13 protein-coding genes are annotated in these 17,789 nt (G+C 63.9%); 2 read left to right on the top strand and 11 right to left on the bottom strand.

Annotation, left to right across the window (positions count from 1 at the left end):
- Nucleotides 1-79 precede the first annotated feature (79 nt).
- Together Q6D67_RS10530 and Q6D67_RS10525 are read right to left on the bottom strand one after the other, a co-directional pair.
- Entirely contained in the window at nt 80-2,251 is a 2,172-nt protein-coding gene (locus Q6D67_RS10530) for a hypothetical protein (protein WP_304705567.1), read from the bottom strand.
- 62 nt (nt 2,252-2,313) lie between these two features.
- On the bottom strand, nt 2,314-3,531 hold the full coding sequence (locus Q6D67_RS10525; protein ID WP_304705566.1) for a serine hydrolase: 1,218 nt from the start codon (nt 3,529-3,531) through the stop codon (nt 2,314-2,316).
- Between the two features lie 160 nt (nt 3,532-3,691).
- On the opposite strand from Q6D67_RS10525, the gene gcvP reads away from it, so the two are divergent.
- A complete protein-coding gene (gene gcvP, locus Q6D67_RS10520) occupies nt 3,692-6,580 on the top strand; it encodes an aminomethyl-transferring glycine dehydrogenase (protein ID WP_304705565.1) in 2,889 nt (962 codons plus the stop codon).
- A gap of 105 nt (nt 6,581-6,685) precedes the next feature.
- Here the strand turns inward: gcvP and Q6D67_RS10515 are convergent, their stop codons facing one another.
- Nucleotides 6,686-9,037 carry a TonB-dependent receptor gene (locus Q6D67_RS10515; RefSeq protein ID WP_304705564.1) on the bottom strand — a complete coding sequence of 784 codons (2,352 nt, stop codon included), beginning with the start codon at nt 9,035-9,037 and terminating at the stop codon, nt 6,686-6,688.
- A gap of 113 nt (nt 9,038-9,150) precedes the next feature.
- Nucleotides 9,151-9,684 carry a helix-turn-helix domain-containing protein gene (locus tag Q6D67_RS10510; RefSeq protein WP_304705563.1) on the bottom strand — a complete coding sequence of 178 codons (534 nt, stop codon included), beginning with the start codon at nt 9,682-9,684 and terminating at the stop codon, nt 9,151-9,153.
- Between the two features lie 106 nt (nt 9,685-9,790).
- Here Q6D67_RS10510 and Q6D67_RS10505 point away from each other — a divergent pair, with 106 nt between their 5' ends.
- Nucleotides 9,791-10,993 (top strand): Xaa-Pro peptidase family protein, encoded by a 1,203-nt coding sequence (locus Q6D67_RS10505; RefSeq protein WP_304705562.1) that lies wholly within the window; start codon nt 9,791-9,793, stop codon nt 10,991-10,993.
- Here Q6D67_RS10505 and Q6D67_RS10500 read toward each other — a convergent pair.
- The 7 genes from Q6D67_RS10500 to der form a co-directional block, all read right to left on the bottom strand.
- Nucleotides 10,990-12,588, bottom strand: coding sequence for an isocitrate lyase (locus Q6D67_RS10500; protein ID WP_304705561.1), 1,599 nt, complete (start codon nt 12,586-12,588; stop codon nt 10,990-10,992). The two genes, Q6D67_RS10505 and Q6D67_RS10500, sit on opposite strands and share 4 nt — an antisense overlap.
- A 105-nt stretch (nt 12,589-12,693) precedes the next feature.
- Nucleotides 12,694-13,803: an ABC-2 transporter permease gene (locus Q6D67_RS10495; RefSeq protein ID WP_304705560.1), complete on the bottom strand. Its 1,110-nt coding sequence runs from the start codon at nt 13,801-13,803 to the stop codon at nt 12,694-12,696.
- Nucleotides 13,796-14,662 carry an ABC transporter ATP-binding protein gene (locus tag Q6D67_RS10490; protein WP_304705559.1) on the bottom strand — a complete coding sequence of 289 codons (867 nt, stop codon included), beginning with the start codon at nt 14,660-14,662 and terminating at the stop codon, nt 13,796-13,798. The genes Q6D67_RS10495 and Q6D67_RS10490 overlap by 8 nt, the downstream gene beginning before the upstream one ends.
- Entirely contained in the window at nt 14,659-15,024 is a 366-nt protein-coding gene (locus Q6D67_RS10485) for a GntR family transcriptional regulator (protein WP_370551945.1), read from the bottom strand. The genes Q6D67_RS10490 and Q6D67_RS10485 overlap by 4 nt, the downstream gene beginning before the upstream one ends.
- A 5-nt stretch (nt 15,025-15,029) precedes the next feature.
- Nucleotides 15,030-15,905 (bottom strand): GIN domain-containing protein, encoded by an 876-nt coding sequence (locus Q6D67_RS10480; RefSeq protein WP_304705558.1) that lies wholly within the window; start codon nt 15,903-15,905, stop codon nt 15,030-15,032.
- Nucleotides 15,906-15,987: 82 nt separating this feature from the next.
- Nucleotides 15,988-16,359: a group III truncated hemoglobin gene (locus Q6D67_RS10475; protein WP_304705557.1), complete on the bottom strand. Its 372-nt coding sequence runs from the start codon at nt 16,357-16,359 to the stop codon at nt 15,988-15,990.
- A gap of 10 nt (nt 16,360-16,369) precedes the next feature.
- Nucleotides 16,370-17,785 (bottom strand): ribosome biogenesis GTPase Der, encoded by a 1,416-nt coding sequence (gene der / locus Q6D67_RS10470; protein ID WP_304705556.1) that lies wholly within the window; start codon nt 17,783-17,785, stop codon nt 16,370-16,372.
- Nucleotides 17,786-17,789: the final 4 nt, after the last annotated feature.

Below are 17,789 nucleotides of genomic sequence, written 5' to 3'. Positions count from 1 at the left end.
ATATTGGGAGGGATCTTATTGAGAAGTATTCGTATTTACAATACTTAATGAGAATTATTTTTGTTTAATAATTCCCGGTTCAACCTCCCGGACTGTAGCCGTTGGTGGTGCAGGGCAGTTCCGGGGCACAGGTGTCCACGAACCGACCCTCCCCTTCCGGGCGCAGGAAGGCGGATTTCTGCTCCTGCGCCGCGGGTTCACGCCGGGGCAGGCTGTGGGGATCATCGCCAAACTCAGGCTCGAAGGGCGGTGTATTGGTTACCGGTGGCGGTGCGGTGCCACCGTCCAGGGCGCCGCCATCGACGGGGCCGTCATCCCAGATCGTCAACACGGAGCCAGTGAACTCCCCCGTCGGTACCGGCTCCAGGGCGAAATAGGGATTGCTGTCCGGGTGGCGGCCGGTCTCTACCGCGGGAATGCGCAGCCGGGCCCCTATGCTGCGGGCCATGAACTCCGCCGACCACATGCTGACCTGGTGATCACCGTAGGCCACCTGCAGCAGTACCGCGTGCTGCGGGGTGTTCGGCAGCGGTTCGCGCTCGATATGGGTGACATAGCCGCTGGACTCTGCCCGGTCCCAAAGCATCTGCGCCATGGACAGCAGGAAGCTCTGGTCCTTGATACTCGGATAGCCGCCACCTTCGTCCCCGGTGCCGCTGCCGCTGAAGAAGGGCTTGAACGCATCGAAGTCGACACTGCGCCGGAGCAGGAAACTGTAGGACATGCCCGGCACCCCCAGCACGCCCCGGGTCACATCCTGGATCACCCCCATCAGCGCGCCGCCGAGGATGCCGCCCTGGCTGTTGCCATCGTAGAACACGCTGCTGTTGTCAAACACGGGCTCACCCCCGGCCTGGAACGCCGCATCCGCAACAAAGCCGGCATCGCTTTTCAGCAAGCGCGCCAGAAACATGAAGTTCAGCAGGCCCTGCTGCTGGCGGTCAAAAAACGCCTGCATCAGGCTGAAGTCCTGCAGGACCTGGATTGCGTAGCCTACATCGGCGCCGGAAAAGCCGGCCCAGTCGGTGGCGCAGAACATCATTTCATGGTCCAGCGCCATGATGTCGACGTTCTGGCGGGTGCCGCCCCGGACCTCGTTGACGCTGCCCAGCAGGCCGTGACCGTAGAGTGATGGCCGGGCGACCGCCAGCGGCGAGACAGCGAAATCCTCCGCTACCGAGCGCGGGATCCGGCAGACGAAATTGGCGCTGAAGAAGTTGTCGCCGTTGAGCCGGTCCGGCAGGCCGTCATCGGGTTCAGCATAGTAGAATGCCGAACCGGGCGCGCCATCCTCTGAATCCAGGAAGTTCGGGACCTGGAAGGTGCCGGCCACTTCTCTCGCTATCTGCTCGTCCTGGCCCTCGCCGCAGCCAGCCTCGTCGCAGGGCGCAAAGTCGGTGATGCTGTCGATACTGTATCCCGGGGCCGCCCCGCCGAGGTCGGCAAAGGCCTCATCGCGAATGTGCAGGATGCGCTCGGTGATATTGCGGACGCTGGCGACGGTGAAATCCCAGGCCAGGTACAACTCGTCGCGGGCGATGCCCGCTTCCTCCAGCGTCGCAAACAGGGCATCCATGTCGGGGCGGCGGGCCTCGATGGCATCATTGTCGGTGATGGTGGCGTCGCGGAAGGCGCGGAATACCTCGGGCGCCTCGATCAGTTCCCCCTCGGCATTGCGCAGATTGCGCAGGGCAACGATATAGCGCTCACCGCGCTCAAACTGATCCATGGGCCGGATAATCAGGGTCTGCTCGGCCGGGTCGTCGGTATTGGCATCCAGTTCCGCAAACACCAGGTGCTGCTCGCCGGTGCTGGCGCGAATGACGACCACCGGGGAGTCCGCCTCCAGGGACAGGGACAGGTCGGTGATAGGCGGCGCGCCGGTCTCATCCAGGTCGAGCCCCGGCACCTGGGCCAGAATCATCTGCGAGGGAGAGAAGCCGTCGTTGCGGTTCCACTCCGCGGGGTCGACCCGGTCGCCGCGCTTGTTGGCGGGCATGGACTCCTGATTGAGGTTGACCCGCTTGCCGGTGTCCATCGCTTCGTCGGCCACGGTAAAAACATCGCTGGGCCAGGGGAACATGCAGTTGTCTGCATCCAGCATCTCGCAGCGGTCCGCGTTCGGGGTGGCGATGCTGATCGGAGGTGGCGGCGGTGGCTCTGGCGGCACTGCCGGGGCGTCACTGCTATCGGAACAGGCTGCCAGCAATGCCACCAGCGCCAGTGCGGAAACGGAGCGAAGAGGGCCCATGAAGACCTCCTGTAATCAATTATTGTGTTCGGACCCCTTGAGACTAGCTCAGCCTGCCTTGTTCAGTCCAGCGCGGCGTATACCAGCGCCTCCAGCTGACCGCGCAGGTTGAAGGTGCTCGAGGGCATCAGCTGGGTCATGAAGATCACTACCAGCTCTTCCGCCGGATCCACCCAGAACAGGGTGCTGGCAAGGCCGCCCCAGAAGAAGCTGCCATGGGAGGCGGGGTTGCCGTTCTTCACCTGATCAATCTTGCTGGCAAAACCGAGCCCGAAGCCGACACCCTCGTACTGGGTCTCGCTGAAGCTGCCCATGGCGATGGCGGACAGGTCCACGCCACCGGGCAGATGGTTCGCGGTCATGTATTCCAGGGTGCGGGAGCCAATGACCCGCTCGCCGTCCAGGCTGCCGCCTCCCAGCAGCATCTGGCAGAAGCGGTAATAGTCGGACACTGTGGACAGGAGGCCGCCACCCCCGGACCAGAACACCCGGTCGCGGAACTGGCTGTCCTGGCCGTCGTCATTCAAGACCAATTTTTTGGCGGCATCGCGCTCGTAGCAGGAGGCGAGCCGGTCCACCTTGTCCGGGGCAATATTAAAAGCGGTGTCGACCATGCCCAGGGGCTCGAACAGGGTCTGCTGCAGATACTCCGGCAGTGTCTGACCGCTGAGCACCTCGATCAGATGCCCGAGCACGTCCGTCGCCAGGGAATAATTCCAATGACTGCCAGGGGAGAACTCCAGCGGCAGCTGCGCCAGCTGGTCGACCATGTCCTGCAGGGTATAGCCCGGCGCCGGGTTGCCGACCTGCAGCTTGCGGTAGGCGTAGTCGATGTTGCTCTCGCGGAGAAAATCATAGGTCAGCCCCGAGGTGTGGCGCAGCAGATCGCGGATGGTCATGGGCCGCTCACAGGGCACGGTCTCGAACAGCGGGAAGGCGCCGGCCTTGCGCACCGCCAGCCCGCGCCAGGACGGGATAAAGCGGTGCACCGGGTCATCCAGCGCGAACAGGCCGCGCTCGAACAGGGTCATCAGGGCGACCGAGGTGATCGGTTTGCTCATGGAATAGAGGCGGAAAATGGTATCCGCGGTCATCGGCGTGCCGCGCTCGAGGTCGCGCTCACCGGCGATGTCCAGCAGGCAAACCTGGCCGTGCCGGGCCACCAGAGTGATGCTGCCGGGCAGCTTGCCTGGTTCGATATACCGCTGCCGCAGGTGTTCGCCAATACGGCTCAACTGGCCACTGTGGAGGCCCAACGCTTCGGGGGTCACCAGTTCCATGAAGATTCCTTATTCCGGGTCAGGGGAGACAGCCCGGCAGTGTGCCAGACTGGTCAGAAAGGGTACAGTTTATTGCCGCTGCGGGGCACGGCTGCTACCATTCGCGCCTGCTCGAGACCTCTCCCTGCCCAGCCTCAGCCACAGCCCCGGAGCCCCCCCCATGAAGCGCCCTTCCCTGCCGGAACTGGAACATCATCAGGAATTTATTGGCCGCCACATCGGGCCCACGCCCCAACAGCAGGCGGAGATGGCGCGCACCCTGGGTTTCGACAGCGTCGATGCCCTGATCGACGCCACCGTACCAGCGGGTATTCGCAACCAGCGGCCCATGGACCTGCCACCCGCGCAGACCGAGCAGGCGGTGATCGCGCGACTGAAGGCCATCGCCCGCAAGAACCAGGTGCTGAAATCCTATATCGGCACCGGTTACCACGACACCTTCACCCCCGCCGTCATCCAGCGCAATGTGCTGGAAAACCCTGGCTGGTACACCGCGTACACGCCCTACCAGCCGGAGATTTCCCAGGGTCGGCTCGAGGCGCTGCTCACTTTCCAGCAGGTGATCATGGACCTGACCGGGATGGAGCTGGCCAACGCCTCCATGCTCGATGAGGGGACCGCCGCGGCGGAAGCCATGACCCTGCTGCAACGGGTCAACAAGAAGAACCCCAGCAGCTGCTTCCTGGTCGCCGAGGACTGCCACCCCCAGACCATCGCCGTGGTCCGCACCCGCGCCGAGGCGCTGGACATTGAGGTGGTGGTGGGCGACCCCGAACAACTGGTGGGCAGCACCGAAGCCTTCGGCCTGCTGCTGCAATACCCCGGCACCTACGGCCACGTCCGCGACCTGCAGCCGCTGATTGCCCGCGCTCACGAGGCCGGCACCCTGGTTGCCGTGGCCGCCGACATCCTCTCCCTGTTGCTGCTGCAGTCGCCGGGCGCCCAGGGCGCCGACGTGGTGGTGGGCAACTCCCAACGCTTCGGCGTACCGATGGGTTTTGGCGGCCCGCACGCGGCCTTCTTCGCCACCCGCGACGCCTACAAGCGCTCCACCCCCGGGCGCATCATCGGCGTGTCCATCGACCGTCACGGCAACGAAGCCCTGCGCATGGCGATGCAGACCCGGGAGCAGCACATACGCCGGGAGAAGGCCACCAGCAATATCTGCACCGCTCAGGCTCTGCTCTCCATCATGGCGGCTTTCTATGCCATGTATCACGGCCCGGGGGGGCTGCGCCGTATCGCCGAGCGTGTACAGCGCCTGACCGGGCTGCTGGCCGCCGGGCTGGAAACGGCGGGCATCCGGCCGGTGAATGCACACTTTTTCGATACCCTGACCCTGGACGTCGGCGGCGAGCAGGGGGCCATTGTCGAGCGCGCCCTGGCAGCCGGCATGAACCTGCGCATCATCGGCACTGAGCAGATTGGTATTGCCCTGGACGAAACCACCACGGCGGAGGATGTGGACCAGCTGCTGGCGGTAGTCACCGGTAGCGCACCCGCCGCGAGCTGTCGCGAGCGGGACGATGCCGCCGAAGGTGTTCCCGCTGCGCTGCAGCGCGAGGTCGACTACCTGCAGCATCCGCTGTTCAGCGAATACCATTCCGAAACCGAAATGCTGCGCTACCTGCGCCGGCTGGAGGACCGGGACATCGCCCTCAACCGCGCCATGATCCCGCTCGGCAGCTGCACCATGAAACTCAACGCCACCAGCGAAATGCTGGCGATCACCTGGCCGGAGTTTGCCGGGATGCACCCCTTCGCGCCCGCGGAGCAGGCCGAGGGCTACCAGCAACTGCTGGCGGAGCTGGAGCACATGCTCAAGGAGTGCACCGGTTACGACGCCATTTCCCTGCAGCCCAACGCCGGTTCCCAGGGTGAGTACGCAGGCCTGCTGGCGATTCGCCGCTATCACGAAAGCCGTGGCGACCAGCAGCGCGACATCTGCCTGATCCCCTCCTCCGCCCATGGCACCAACCCGGCAAGCGCGGCCCTGGCGGGTATGCGGGTGGTCATTGTGGAGTGCGACAACCAGGGCAATGTCGACCTGGTCGATCTGGAGGCCAAGGCCGGCAAGCACAGCAGCGAACTGGCGGCGATCATGATCACCTACCCCTCCACCCACGGCGTGTTCGAGGAGACTGTGGTGGACGTCTGTGACATCGTCCACCGCCACGGCGGCCAGGTCTATGTCGACGGCGCCAACCTCAACGCCCTGGTGGGGCTGGCCTCACCGGGCAGGTTCGGCGCCGACGTGTCGCACCTCAACCTGCACAAGACCTTCTGCATTCCCCACGGCGGCGGCGGCCCGGGGATGGGCCCGATCGGTGTCGGCGCCCACCTGCAGCCCTTCCTCCCCTCGCACCCGGTGGTGCCGCTGCCGGGGCTGGCGCCTGACAACGACGTGGTGTCCGCCGCGCCCTGGGGCAGCGCTTCCATCCTGCCGATTTCCTGGGCCTATATTGCCCTGATGGGGGCCGAGGGCCTGACCCAGGCGACCCGGGTCGCCATTCTCAGCGCCAACTACATCGCCCACCGCCTCAGGGACCACTACCCGGTGCTGTATACCGGCCGCAACGGCACCGTGGCCCATGAGTGCATCGTCGACATCCGGCCACTGAAGGAAGCCAGTGGGATCAGCGAAGAGGACATTGCCAAGCGGCTGATGGACTTCGGCTTCCACGCCCCGACCATGTCCTTCCCGGTGGCGGGCACGCTGATGATCGAGCCGACCGAATCGGAATCACTGGCGGAGCTGGATCGCTTCTGCGACGCGATGATCACCATCCGCGAGGAGATCCGCGCGGTGCAGGAAGGTCGCCTCGATGCGCAGGACAACCCCCTGCGCAACGCCCCCCACACCCTGCTGGATGTTACCGCCGAACAGTGGGAGCACGGCTACAGCCGCGAGCAGGCAGCGTTCCCGGTAGCCTCCCTGCGCCGCAGCAAGTACTGGCCGCCGGTGAACCGGGTCGACAATGTGTATGGGGACAGGAACCTGGTGTGTTCCTGCCCGTCAATTGAGAGTTACCGCGAGCCGGTGCTTTAAACTGCGGATCGCCCGCACAGCGGGCTCCCACACCTTCCCGCCCTGTAGGAGCCCGCTCTGCGGGCGATCGCGCACAGAGTGCGCTCCTACATTACCGGCGATTGATCAGAAGAACTTGCGCAGGGTGACACCAATGGTCCGCGGCTGGTTGTTGCGATAGGCCAGCCGGGCGCGGCCGCCGCGCTCGCGGTCGAAGGACAGCTGGGCGTTTTCGTCGGTCACGTTGTCCACGTAGAACACCGTCTCAAACGTGTCCCAGACAATCCCTGCCCGGAGGTTCACCTGCTCGTAGGCATCCAGCTCCAGATCCACCGCGGTAACCTCCGCGCCGGTAGCACCACCGAACGGCAGGCCGGAGACAAAGTTGCCGGCGCCGGCCACCTGGTCACTGGGCTGGGTGTAGCGCTCGCCCACGTGCTGGAACATCGCCGTGAGATACATCTCGTTGGAGCCGAAGGCATTCACCGGGAAGGTGTAGGTGGCGGAGGCCGCCATCTGGAACTCGGGCACTGACGCCAGCCGGTTGCCATCCTCGACCCCGCCCAGCACATTGCCGCTGCTGTCGGTCACTGTGGAATCAAACTCGGCTTCCAGCAGGCTGCCGGAGAATGTCAGCATCAGCAGTTCCATCGGGTAGGCGGTCAGCTCCCACTCTACGCCCAGGGTGTGGGCCTCGGGCACGTTGAAGCTGATCCGCGAGGAACAGGAACCGGCATCCAGGGTCACCTGCAGGTCCTCGATGTCGGTGTAGAACATCGCGGCGTTGAAGCGCACCTTGTCGAACTCGCTCTTGAAGCCGAGTTCATAGTTCCACAGGGTCTCATCGTCGTAGGCCTGGAAGGCGCCGAAGGTCTCCAGGTCGCCATCATCACAGAGAGGCACGTTCAGCGGATCGTTCACCCCACCGAGGCGGAAGCCCTGGGATGCCTGGGCGTTCACCGTCATTTCATCGCTGACATCGTAGCTGACCAGCACGCGCGGGTTGAAGCCGTCCGAGGAGGTGGAATCCACCTGGTCGTCGCCGTTCGAGAACAGGCCGCCGGTGGTGAAGCGGCGCTCCTCCTCGAAGTCGTAGAAGCGGCCGCCCAGGGTCATGTTCAGGCGCTCGGTGATGTCAAAGGTCACCTCGCCGAACACCGCCATCTGTTCGATGTCGTAGGGCAGGTCCGAGTTGTACGGAGAGTCGGGGCCGTAGCCGTTGCTCACCGCGTCGGCGGTACCTGCGCCCAGCACCGCATCGGTGACCGCATCGTAGCCCGGCGTCGGCAGACGCTGAACATACTCCCGTTCCACGTCGGAGAAAAAGCCACCGACCACCCAGTTGAACGGCCCGTCGGCATTGGACGCCAGGCGCAGTTCGTGGGTGGTCTGCTGGAGGTCGGTGCTGTCGCGCAGGTTGGAGGGGATCAGCACCGCGTCCGCCGGAAAACCGAGATCCACCGAGACCGACCCGGTCAGGGCGCTGGCGTCGCGGCTGGCGAGGATTTCCCGGTCCACATAGCTGCCGACGTAGGTTACGTCGACGTTATCCAGGCTCCAGTTGACCACCAGGTCCGCGATCATGGTGTCGTCTTCAAACGCCTCGTCCAGGCGCAGGTACTGCTCGCGCTCCCCCAGCCGCACCGGCGGACGAGTGGTAGTGAAGGGGTTGGCAAACAGGTTGTACACTTCCTCGCGGTTGAAACCATCGGTCTCGATGCTCTGAAACACGATACGCGGGGTGATGGTGAGGTTGTCGGTAGGCTGCAGCGCCAGGGCAATGCGGCCACCGTAGCGGCCGCCGCTGTTGACGTCTTCCTTGAAGCTGCCGTCTTCGCGCAGGGCGTCAACCCAGCCACCGTACTCGGTGCCGTAGCCGACAATGCGCAGGGCCGCCCTGTCGTTCATGGGGATATTCAGCATACCCTTAAAGTGGCCGCCCACATCACCGTCCTCAATGGTGTTGAGATTGGCTTCCACCGAACCGCTGAATTCCTCGAAATCCGGCTGGTTGGTGATAAAGCGAATCGTGCCACCCACGGAGCCGGAGCCGAACAGGGTGCCCTGGGGGCCGCGCAGGGTCTCGACCCGGTTCAGGTCATACAGGTCCAGGTCCGGGGTAAACAGCGACAGGGAAATCACGGTTTCGTCGAGGTAAACACCCACCTGCTCCTTCACCCCGGGCTGGTCGCGCACCACCTGGCCGGCTGACACACCGCGGATGGAGACCTGGCTCTGGCCCGGACCCAGGTTCTGGATGGCGAGGCCGGCGACGTTGCGCGACAGCTCTTCCAGATTGGTAGCGCCGGTACGGCGAATATCCGCTTCCGACTGGGCGTTGATGGAGAAGGGCAGATCCTGGGCCGATGCCTCGCGCTTGGTCGCGGTTACCAGCACCTCTTCAAGCTGGGCATGGGAAACTGACGGCACCAGGGCGACGACTGCCGCTGCGAGAATGGTCTTTCTGAAATGTGTCATTGCGGGTTCCTTCGGGGATGTTTTTGTAATACCGCAGAGTCTACGCGCTCAAACGCAAAGTTAAAGTTCCCGCCAATGTAACTTTTTCATACAAATGGGCGGTGCCCGGCGGCCTATTCCGGGGGGCGTGAACGGCCGATGAGGGCCGGGATGGAGAGGCCTTTCTCCCCCTGTCGGCCCAACTCCTGAGCCAGGGTCTCGAGCGGCGGCCCGGGCTGCGGGGTAACCCCCTCCGGGCGCAGGGGTTCGCCGCACTCGCTGCAGGCCAGCACCGGCCGGGTGAGTTTGCCGCAGCCGCGATGCACATACTCCAGCGGCACGCCCTCGTCGCCGGCCATCCAGTCGTCGCCCCAGCGCGCCAGGCTCATCAGCACCGGATACAGTCCCAGGCCCTTGCGCGTCAACCGATACTCGTGGCGCGGGGGGCGCTCGCAGTAGGGGACCTTGACCAGCACGCCCTGCTCCACCAGCTTGCCCAGGCGTTCCGACAGCCGATGCCGGGTGATACCCAGATTGTGCTGAAACTGCTCGAACCGCCGGGTACCCAGAAAGGCGTCCCGCAGGATCAGCAGCGTCCAGCGCTCCCCCACCACCGACAGCGCGCGCGCCACCGAACACAGCTGCTGATCAATATTTGTCCACCGCATCCCGCTTTCCCCCTGCAGCCCCTGCAGTTATCATCCCGCTACTATCATTCCACTACACCGGCAGTCAGGATAGCCGACCGCCACGCCAACGCCAACGAGGACTCCCATGACCCACGGCATAGGCGGCTCCGATGCCGCTACCGAACTGGCCCGCCTGCAGGATATGACCGCAGGCAGCACCCCCATCGAAGACAGCGAGTTTGCCGCCAGGCTGGCTCAGGCCCAGGCCCTGATGCAAGCCATCGGGCTGGATGCGGTCTACCTGAACGCCGGCACCAACCTGTACTATTTTACCGGTACCCGCTGGTCCGCCAGCGAGCGCCTGGTAGGGGCGCTGGTGCCCGCCACTGGCGAGCCCGTATACATCGCTCCGGCGTTCGAGCTTGGCACACTGCAGGGTTTCCTGCGGGTGCCCGGCGAGGTGCACTGCTGGGAAGAGCATGAAAACCCCTACCAGCTCTGCGCCCGATTGTTGGCGAATAGCGGCGCCCGCGAAGTCGGGATCGACGAATCCGCACCCTTCTTCATCGCCGGCGGCCTGCAGCAGGCGGCCCCGGACTGCCACTTTCAAAGCGCCACAGCGGTCACCGCCGGCTGCCGCATGTACAAGTCCGCCGCCGAGCTGGCCCTGATGCAGCGGGCCAAGGACATGACTCTGGAGGTGCACCGGGCAGTTGCGCGCATTCTGCGTCCGGGCATCAGTACCACTGAGGTAAGCGCATTCATCGATGCTGCCCACCGCCAGGTCGGCGCCCCGGCGGGCTCGTATTTCTGCATCGTGCTGTTCGGCCCGGACAGCGCCTTCCCCCACGGCGTGGCCCAGCCCAAGACCCTGGACGAGGGCGACATGGTGCTGATCGACACCGGCTGCCAGCTCCACGGCTATATCTCCGACATCACCCGCAGCTACGTCTTTGGCGAACCGACTGCCCAGCAGCGGGAGATCTGGAACCTGGAACAGGCGGCGCAGCTGGCGGCGTTCGGCGCGGCGCAGATCGGCGTGCCCTGCGGCAGCGTCGACGACGCCGCCCGCGCGGTGCTGACGGCGGCGGGCCTCGGCCCCGATTACGCCCTGCCCGGCCTGCCGCACCGCACCGGCCACGGCATTGGCCTGGACATCCACGAATGGCCCTATCTGGTGCGCGGCGACGACACCCCGCTGGCGGCGGGCATGTGCTTCAGCAACGAGCCGATGATCTGCGTGCCCGGCGCCTTCGGCGTGCGCCACGAGGACCATTTCTACATGACAGAAAAAGGGCCGCACTGGTTTACCCAGCCGGCCCATTCGGTGGATGACCCCTTCGGTTAGCCGAACTGGTTCATCGTGTTGTCCTTGCCGCCGGCCTTGAGCGCGCCTTCCCCGGCAAAGTATTCCTTGTGGTCGTCGCCCATGTTGGAGCCGGCCATGTCCTGGTGCTTGACACAGGCGATGCCCTCTCGAATCTCCTTGCGCTGCACGCCCTGCACGTAGGCCAGCATCCCTTCCTCGCCGAAGTAGCCCTTGGCCAGGTTGTCCGTGGACAGGGCCGCAGTGTGGTAGGTCGGCAGGGTGATGAGGTGGTGGAAAATCCCCGCGTCGCGCGAGCCATCCGCCTGGAAGGTCTGGATGCGACGGTCGGCCTCCAGCCCCAGCTCGGTGCCGTCGTAGTCGACGCTCATCAGCTGGTCGCGGTCGTAGGCAGACAGGTCCCGGCCCTCCTTGCTCCAGGCATCGAACACCTGCTGGCGGAAACTCAGGGTCCAGTTGAAAGACGGTGAGTTGTTGTACACCAGCTTGGCGTTGGGAATAACCTTGCGGATCTCGTCCACCATCCCGCCAATCTGGCCGATATGGGGTTTCTCGGTCTCGATCCACAGCAGGTCGGCGCCGTGCTGCAGGCTGGTGATGGAATCCAGGATGCAGCGGGCTTCGCCGGTGCCGTCCTGGAAACGGTAGAGACCGTTGGCCAGGCGCACCGGACGCACCAGCTTGCCGTCCTGCTTGATCACCACGTCGCCCTCGCGCACATCGTCGGCACTTTCCACCACTTCTGTTTCCAGGAAAGCGTTATACATATGCGCCAGGTCACCGGCGTCGCGGGATACGGGGATCTTCTGGGTCAGGCCGGCACCCAGGGAGTCGGTGCGGGCGACGATGACGCCGTCGTCAACGCCCAGTTCGAGGAAGGCGTAGCGGATGGCGTTGATCTTGGCCAGAAAGTCCTCGTGGGGAACAGTGACCTTGCCGTCCTGGTGACCACACTGCTTGGCATCGGAAACCTGGTTTTCCACCTGAATGGCGCAGGCACCGGCCTCGATCATTTTCTTCGCCAGCAGATAGGTCGCTTCCTCGTTGCCGAAACCGGCATCGATGTCGGCAATAATCGGCACCACGTGGGTTTCGTAGTTGTCGATGGCATTGAGCACAGCTTTTTCCCTGACCTGGTCACCCTCGGCGCGGGCGGCATCCAGATCGTGGAACAGGTGCCCCATCTCGCGGGCGTCAGCCTGGCGCAGGAAGGTATACAACTCTTCGATCAGTGCGGGTACCGAGGTTTTCTCGTGCATGGACTGGTCCGGCAGCGGGCCGAATTCGCTGCGCAGGGCGGCGATCATCCAGCCCGACAGGTACAGGTAGCGTTTGTTGGTGGTGCCGTGGTGCTTCTTGATCGCCAGCAGCTTCTGCTGGCCGATGAAGCCGTGCCAGCAGCCCAGGGACTGGGTGTACTGGCTGCTGTCGGCGTCGTACTCCGCCATGTCCCGGCGCATGATGGCGGCGGTGTAGCGGGCAATATCGAGCCCCGTGCGGAAGCGGTTCTGCAGCTTCATGCGGGCGGCGTATTCGGGGTTTATATTGTTCCAGGTACCGTTTTGCGCGGCGCGCAGAGTGGTGAAGGAAGCGACGTCTTGCAGATAATCCGACATGGGAGGCCTCGACTGTTTCAGGACAGGATGGAGGTATCTTAGAGAGCCCAGCACTATAATTGAAATAAATAGAAAATATTTTTACTATTCATTTCGAAAATAGTTCTAGATCTCCCAACGATAGCGCCGCAGCCACATCGTCGCCGCCAGCAGTACCGTCCCTGCCAGCAGCCCCAGCACCAGGCCCAGGAAGTCCAGATTGGCCCAGTCTGGACCCAGGAGATAGAAACCCACCGCGCTGCGGCCACTGTCGTAATGCGGCAGGTGGTTCATGACCGCGCTGCCGAAGTGGCTACTGCCCAACAGCAGTGCTTCCAGCAGTACCAGGCCCAGCACCGGCGTCAGCGCCAGCATGAACGGCGAGCGCCTGGCCCCCGCCGAAGCCAGCAGCACCCAGGCATAGACCGGCAGCACCCACAGTGAAGTCAGCAGCCAGCCGCCGAGCTGATCCAGCAGCAGACGCCCGAACTGGATATGGCTCAGCACCACTGCAAAGGGGTCCAGGTCCATACGCAGTACCAGCAGCATGGCCAGCAAGACCGTGGCCAGCTGCGCCAGCAGGGATGCGGCGATAAAAATGGCCGGCGCCACCAGCAGGGCAACAGCGAGTTTCGCCAGCACCTCATCCCGGACGGAGACCGGCATGGAGCGCCAGAACAGAATGCTGCGATCCTTGCGGTCGTGGTACAGGCAGCCCAGCAGGTAGTTGAAGCTCACAAACACCAGGATGAGCAACATGAACACATGCACCCCGTGCAGCAAGGGGTTGAGACTGTCTACCGGAGCCGCCCCATTGCCTTTGCCGTCCGCGGCAACCGGCACCACCGGCGAGAAGGTCCAGTCCGCAGAGAAGTCCCAGAGTTGCTCGTCTGCCAGTTCCGGCGCCGCTTCTATCTGGTAATCCTCCCGCACCGGGCCGTCCAGTGCAGCGGATTCGGCACCGGTTTCGGTGGCGACTACGGTTACCTGCTTGCCGTTACCATTGACGACCACGCCAATTTTGAGATTGAGGCCCTCACTGGATTCCTCCTGCATTACCGCCTGCAGCATAATCTGGCCCAGGTTACTGAACTGGTTGGCTACCAGCACGCCGGCGAGCATCAGAACCGCCAACGCACCCGCCAGCACCAGAGGAGTCCAGACCAGGGATACCCGGTATTCCTGCAACTCGCGCTGCACCAGGGTAAACCAGCGCGCCGACCCATGATCAGACATGGCTGTTGTCCTCCCCTACCTTGGCCACAAACAGATCCGCCAGTGACGGCGCGCGCACCTCCCCCAGGGGCTCCAGAGCCTCGCGCCCAATACCCTGATAAATCAGGGCCTTGCCGCCCAACAGCGGGCGCTGGCCGACATGGGGAATCGCTTCCGCGCGGGCGACGGCGGCGCCTACCGCGCGCAGCTCGAGATACTCTTCCTGCAGCGCCAGCATGGAATCGCAGAGGATCGCCCTGCCCCGATTCATGAACATGGCATGGGTGAGGATGTTTTCCACCTCCTCCACCTGATGGGTCGAGATCACAATGGTGCGCTCTTGGTCGAAATAGTCGTTCAGCAGCTGCTCAAAGAACTGCTTGCGGAACAGGATATCGAGGCCGAGAGTCGGCTCGTCCAGAATCAGCAGGCGGGCGTCAATCGCCATCACCAGCGCCAGGTGCAGCTGCACGGTCATGCCCTTGGAGAGCTCGCTGACGCGGCGCTTGAGCTGTACCTCGGTCGCGGCCAGCAAATGTTCGGTGTGGGCGCGGTCGAAGCGGGGATGGGTTCCCGCCACATAGTCCAGCAGCTGCTGCACGGTCATCCAGCGCGGCAGCACCGCGGTGTCGGCGATGAAGCAGACCTGCTCCATCAGTTTTGCCTGATCCCGCCGCGGATCCATCCCCAGCACCGCCAGATCACCCTCGCACCGGGTCAACCCCAGCAGGGAACGCAACAGCGTCGTTTTGCCCGCCCCGTTGGGACCGATCAGCCCCAGCACCGTGCCTGGCTCCAGTTGCAGGTCAACGCCCGCCACCGCCACCTGCTCCCCAAACCTGCGCTGCAGCCCCCGGGCCGCGACGACTGCAGTAGTCATGATTCCTCCCCCTGTTGCAGCAGCCGCGCCGCCACATCGTCCATATCCAGCCCCAGTGCCCGCACCCGCTCGGCAAAAGCCGGCACTTCCTCACTGTAAAAACGGCCCTGCTCATCTTCGGTCAGGGCCGCCCGGGCACCATCGGTTACATACATGCCCAGGCCCCGCCGCTTCTCCAGCAGGCCGATATCGACCAGCTCCTGGTAGGCCTTGCCCACGGTGAGATGGTTGATCTGGTAGTCGGTAGCTACCTGCCTGACCGAGGGCACGGCCTCGCCTTCGGCGAAGGTTCCATCCATGATTCTCTCCACTACCAGGTCGCGCAGCTGCCGGTAAATAGGCTGTTTGTCATTCCACTCCACGCGTGCTATTTCCGCTGCAGGCGGCCGGAGCCGAATATGGTCTGGTCGATGTCGGGATCGCCGCGGTAATAAACATCTCCGCCACCCATGATGGTCACATCCAGGGCACGGACCTCGCCTACCCTGGCGGTACCCGAGCCGACGATATTGATCTCCGCCTCAGTGCTATCCAGGCCGGCAAAATTGACATCGCCGGACCCGACAACGTTGATTCCGGTAGTGCCGCTGCGGCTGTCCTTGCCAATGCTGAGATCACCCGAACCATTGACCACTGCCTCGATGCTTTCGGCCACGACCTGCCCAAGCTGGATGTCGCCGGAACCGGTCAGGGTCAGGCGCACCGACTCGGCCTGCACGTTGGCGGCCTGGATGTCGCCGCTGCCACGCATATCGAAGCGCACACTGCCGCTGTCGAGGTCGTACAGACGCACATCGCCGCTGCCATCGACCATGACCGACAATGCCGGTGTGGTGAAAGGGCGGACAAAGACATCGCCGGAGCCAAGCAGCTGCAGGCGCGCGAGGGTCGGCAGGGTCAGCTTGTACTGCACATCTTTGATCCTGCTGCTGCGGTCCCCGGCGGGGAGGCCCAGCACCAGGGTGCGCTCGCGCACGTGGAACGGCGGCGGCTCCAGCTCATTCTGGCGCCCCCGGAGGAGCAGCTCCGCGGTGTCGCCCTGACTGATTTCCACCTCGATGGCGCCGTGGACCAGCACCTCGTTGACGTCCAGGCCTGCCACCCGCTGCACTTGTATCGCATCTTCCGCCAGCGCCAGCCGCGGCAGTGCCAGCAGCAGCGCGGCCAGCATAAACAATGCCGCCACGGGCAGGATACCGTTGGGACTGACCAGCAGACGCTTGCGCCGTAAGTTTATGAGCATCTCCTTAACCTCAATGCTATGGTGTTATATCTAACTATAACACCAAAACCGGAGAGTGCAAGCCGTTGCTGAAAATTTCTCCTCAGGGCAGGCTCTGCTGCATGTTGGCGGCAATGGTGGCAGCAAGCTGTTTGGCGCGGCTGGCCCGCTCACCACTGTAGTGTTCATCCACCGTGGCGGTGAAGAGTGCCAGCCAGCGCTGAAAATCCTCTGCCTGCAGGGGCCGCAAACGATGCAGGCGACGGTGGATATCCATGGTATGGCGACTGTAGCCACGTTCGCCCAGCAGCAGCTTGCACCAGTAATCCTTGATATGGGGCAGATGTACCGCGAGATCGATGTGCGCTACATCGAGGAATATCGGCGCCAGCTGGGGGTCCACCAGCAGTTTGGCGTAGAAGCGGTCAACGAAGGCTTCGATATGGGCGCGGCTGTCGAGATCAGGCTTGGTCACAGCGCCTCCCTCAGCGTTTCTTGTTCTTCTCGTTCTTTTTCACGTGTGCCATCAGCCGCCGCTTGCGCTGGACCTGGCGCTGGGTGAGCTGGTTGCGCTTGCCCTCGAAGGGATTCTCGGCGGTTCGGAATTCGATCCGCACTGGCGTGCCGGTGAGCTTGAGCTCGCGCCGGAACACCTTCTCCAGATAGCGCTGGTAACTGTTCGGGACACTGGCTGTCTGGTTGCCGTGAATGATGATCAGCGGCGGGTTCTGGCCACCGGGGTGAGCGTAGCGCAGCTTGATGCGGCGGCCGTTGATCATCGGCGGCGCATGGTCGAACACGGCGCCCTCGAGAATCCGGGTCAGCTGGTTGGTATTGAGCTTGCGGGTGGCGGAGCTGTGGGCGGCGAGAATCGATTTATACAGCAGCCCGACCCCGGTACCGTGCAGCGCCGAGATGAAGTGGGTGTCGGCGTAGTCGGCAAAGATCAGGCGGCGATTGAGCTCGGTCTTGATCCAGTCGCGCTGATGCGGCTCGATCCCGTCCCACTTGTTCACCGCCAGCACCAGCCCGCGCCCCGCGTCGATGCAGTGCCCCAGCAAGTGCATGTCCTGGTCGACGATTCCCTCGTGCGCATCCATGACCAGCAGCACCACGTGGGCGTCATCGATGGCCTTCAGGGTTTTCACGATGGAGAACTTCTCCACCGTCTCGCGCACATTCTTGCGCCGCCGCACCCCGGCGGTATCAATCAGCGTATAGCGCTGCCCGTCGCGCTCGTAGTCGATGTAGATACTGTCGCGGGTGGTGCCCGGCTCGTCGTAGACCACAACCCGCTCCTCCCCCAGCAGACGATTGACCAGGGTGGACTTGCCGACATTGGGACGGCCGACAATGGCCACCCGGACACTGTCACGGTGATCAAACTCTGCGTGGGCGGAGGTTTCCGCTTCGGGGAAGGTCGCGAGCACATCGTCGATCATCTGCCGCACGCCGCGGCCGTGGGAGGCAGCGATGGCGAACAGATGCTCGACGCCCAGGGCGTAGAAATCGCCCAGCGCGACGTCCTCGTTGAGCCCGTCGATCTTGTTCACTACCACGTGAAAGGACTTGTTGCGCTGGCGCAGGTGGCGCGCCAGGGCTTCGTCCGCGGCGTTCAGGCCCTCCCGGGCATCCACCAGGAAGAGAACGGCATCCGCCTCCTCGATGGCCAGCAGGGACTGCCCGGCCATCTGCGCCTCGATTCCCATTTCATCGCCACTGATACCACCGGTGTCAATCGCGATGAAACGGCGCGAGCCGATACGGGCCTCACCGTACTTGCGATCCCGGGTCAGACCCGAGAGGTTTGCCACCAGCGCGTCGCGACTGCGGGTCAGCTGGTTGAACAGGGTCGATTTGCCCACATTGGGACGCCCGACCAGGGCAATCACCGGAACCATTGCA

It is taken from the genome of Haliea sp. E1-2-M8, from assembly GCF_030649675.1.
Lineage (GTDB): Bacteria > Pseudomonadota > Gammaproteobacteria > Pseudomonadales > Halieaceae > Haliea.
This window is presented reverse-complemented; position numbering and strand designations above follow the sequence as displayed.

Excerpts from the sequence above, each read along its gene's own strand:
- Q6D67_RS10525 (WP_304705566.1), bottom strand. The coding sequence starts at position 3,531 with ATGGAACTGGTGACCCCCGAAGCGTTGGGCCTCCACAGTGGCCAGTTG.
- Q6D67_RS10495 (WP_304705560.1), bottom strand. The coding sequence starts at position 13,803 with ATGTCTGATCATGGGTCGGCGCGCTGGTTTACCCTGGTGCAGCGCGAG.
- Q6D67_RS10490 (WP_304705559.1), bottom strand. The coding sequence starts at position 14,662 with ATGACTACTGCAGTCGTCGCGGCCCGGGGGCTGCAGCGCAGGTTTGGG.
- Q6D67_RS10510 (WP_304705563.1), bottom strand. The coding sequence starts at position 9,684 with ATGCGGTGGACAAATATTGATCAGCAGCTGTGTTCGGTGGCGCGCGCG.
- Q6D67_RS10500 (WP_304705561.1), bottom strand. The coding sequence starts at position 12,588 with ATGTCGGATTATCTGCAAGACGTCGCTTCCTTCACCACTCTGCGCGCC.
- gcvP (WP_304705565.1), top strand. The coding sequence starts at position 3,692 with ATGAAGCGCCCTTCCCTGCCGGAACTGGAACATCATCAGGAATTTATT.
- der (WP_304705556.1), bottom strand. The coding sequence starts at position 17,785 with ATGGTTCCGGTGATTGCCCTGGTCGGGCGTCCCAATGTGGGCAAATCG.
- Q6D67_RS10480 (WP_304705558.1), bottom strand. The coding sequence starts at position 15,905 with ATGCTCATAAACTTACGGCGCAAGCGTCTGCTGGTCAGTCCCAACGGT.
- Q6D67_RS10530 (WP_304705567.1), bottom strand. The coding sequence starts at position 2,251 with ATGGGCCCTCTTCGCTCCGTTTCCGCACTGGCGCTGGTGGCATTGCTG.
- Q6D67_RS10505 (WP_304705562.1), top strand. The coding sequence starts at position 9,791 with ATGACCCACGGCATAGGCGGCTCCGATGCCGCTACCGAACTGGCCCGC.
- Q6D67_RS10515 (WP_304705564.1), bottom strand. The coding sequence starts at position 9,037 with ATGACACATTTCAGAAAGACCATTCTCGCAGCGGCAGTCGTCGCCCTG.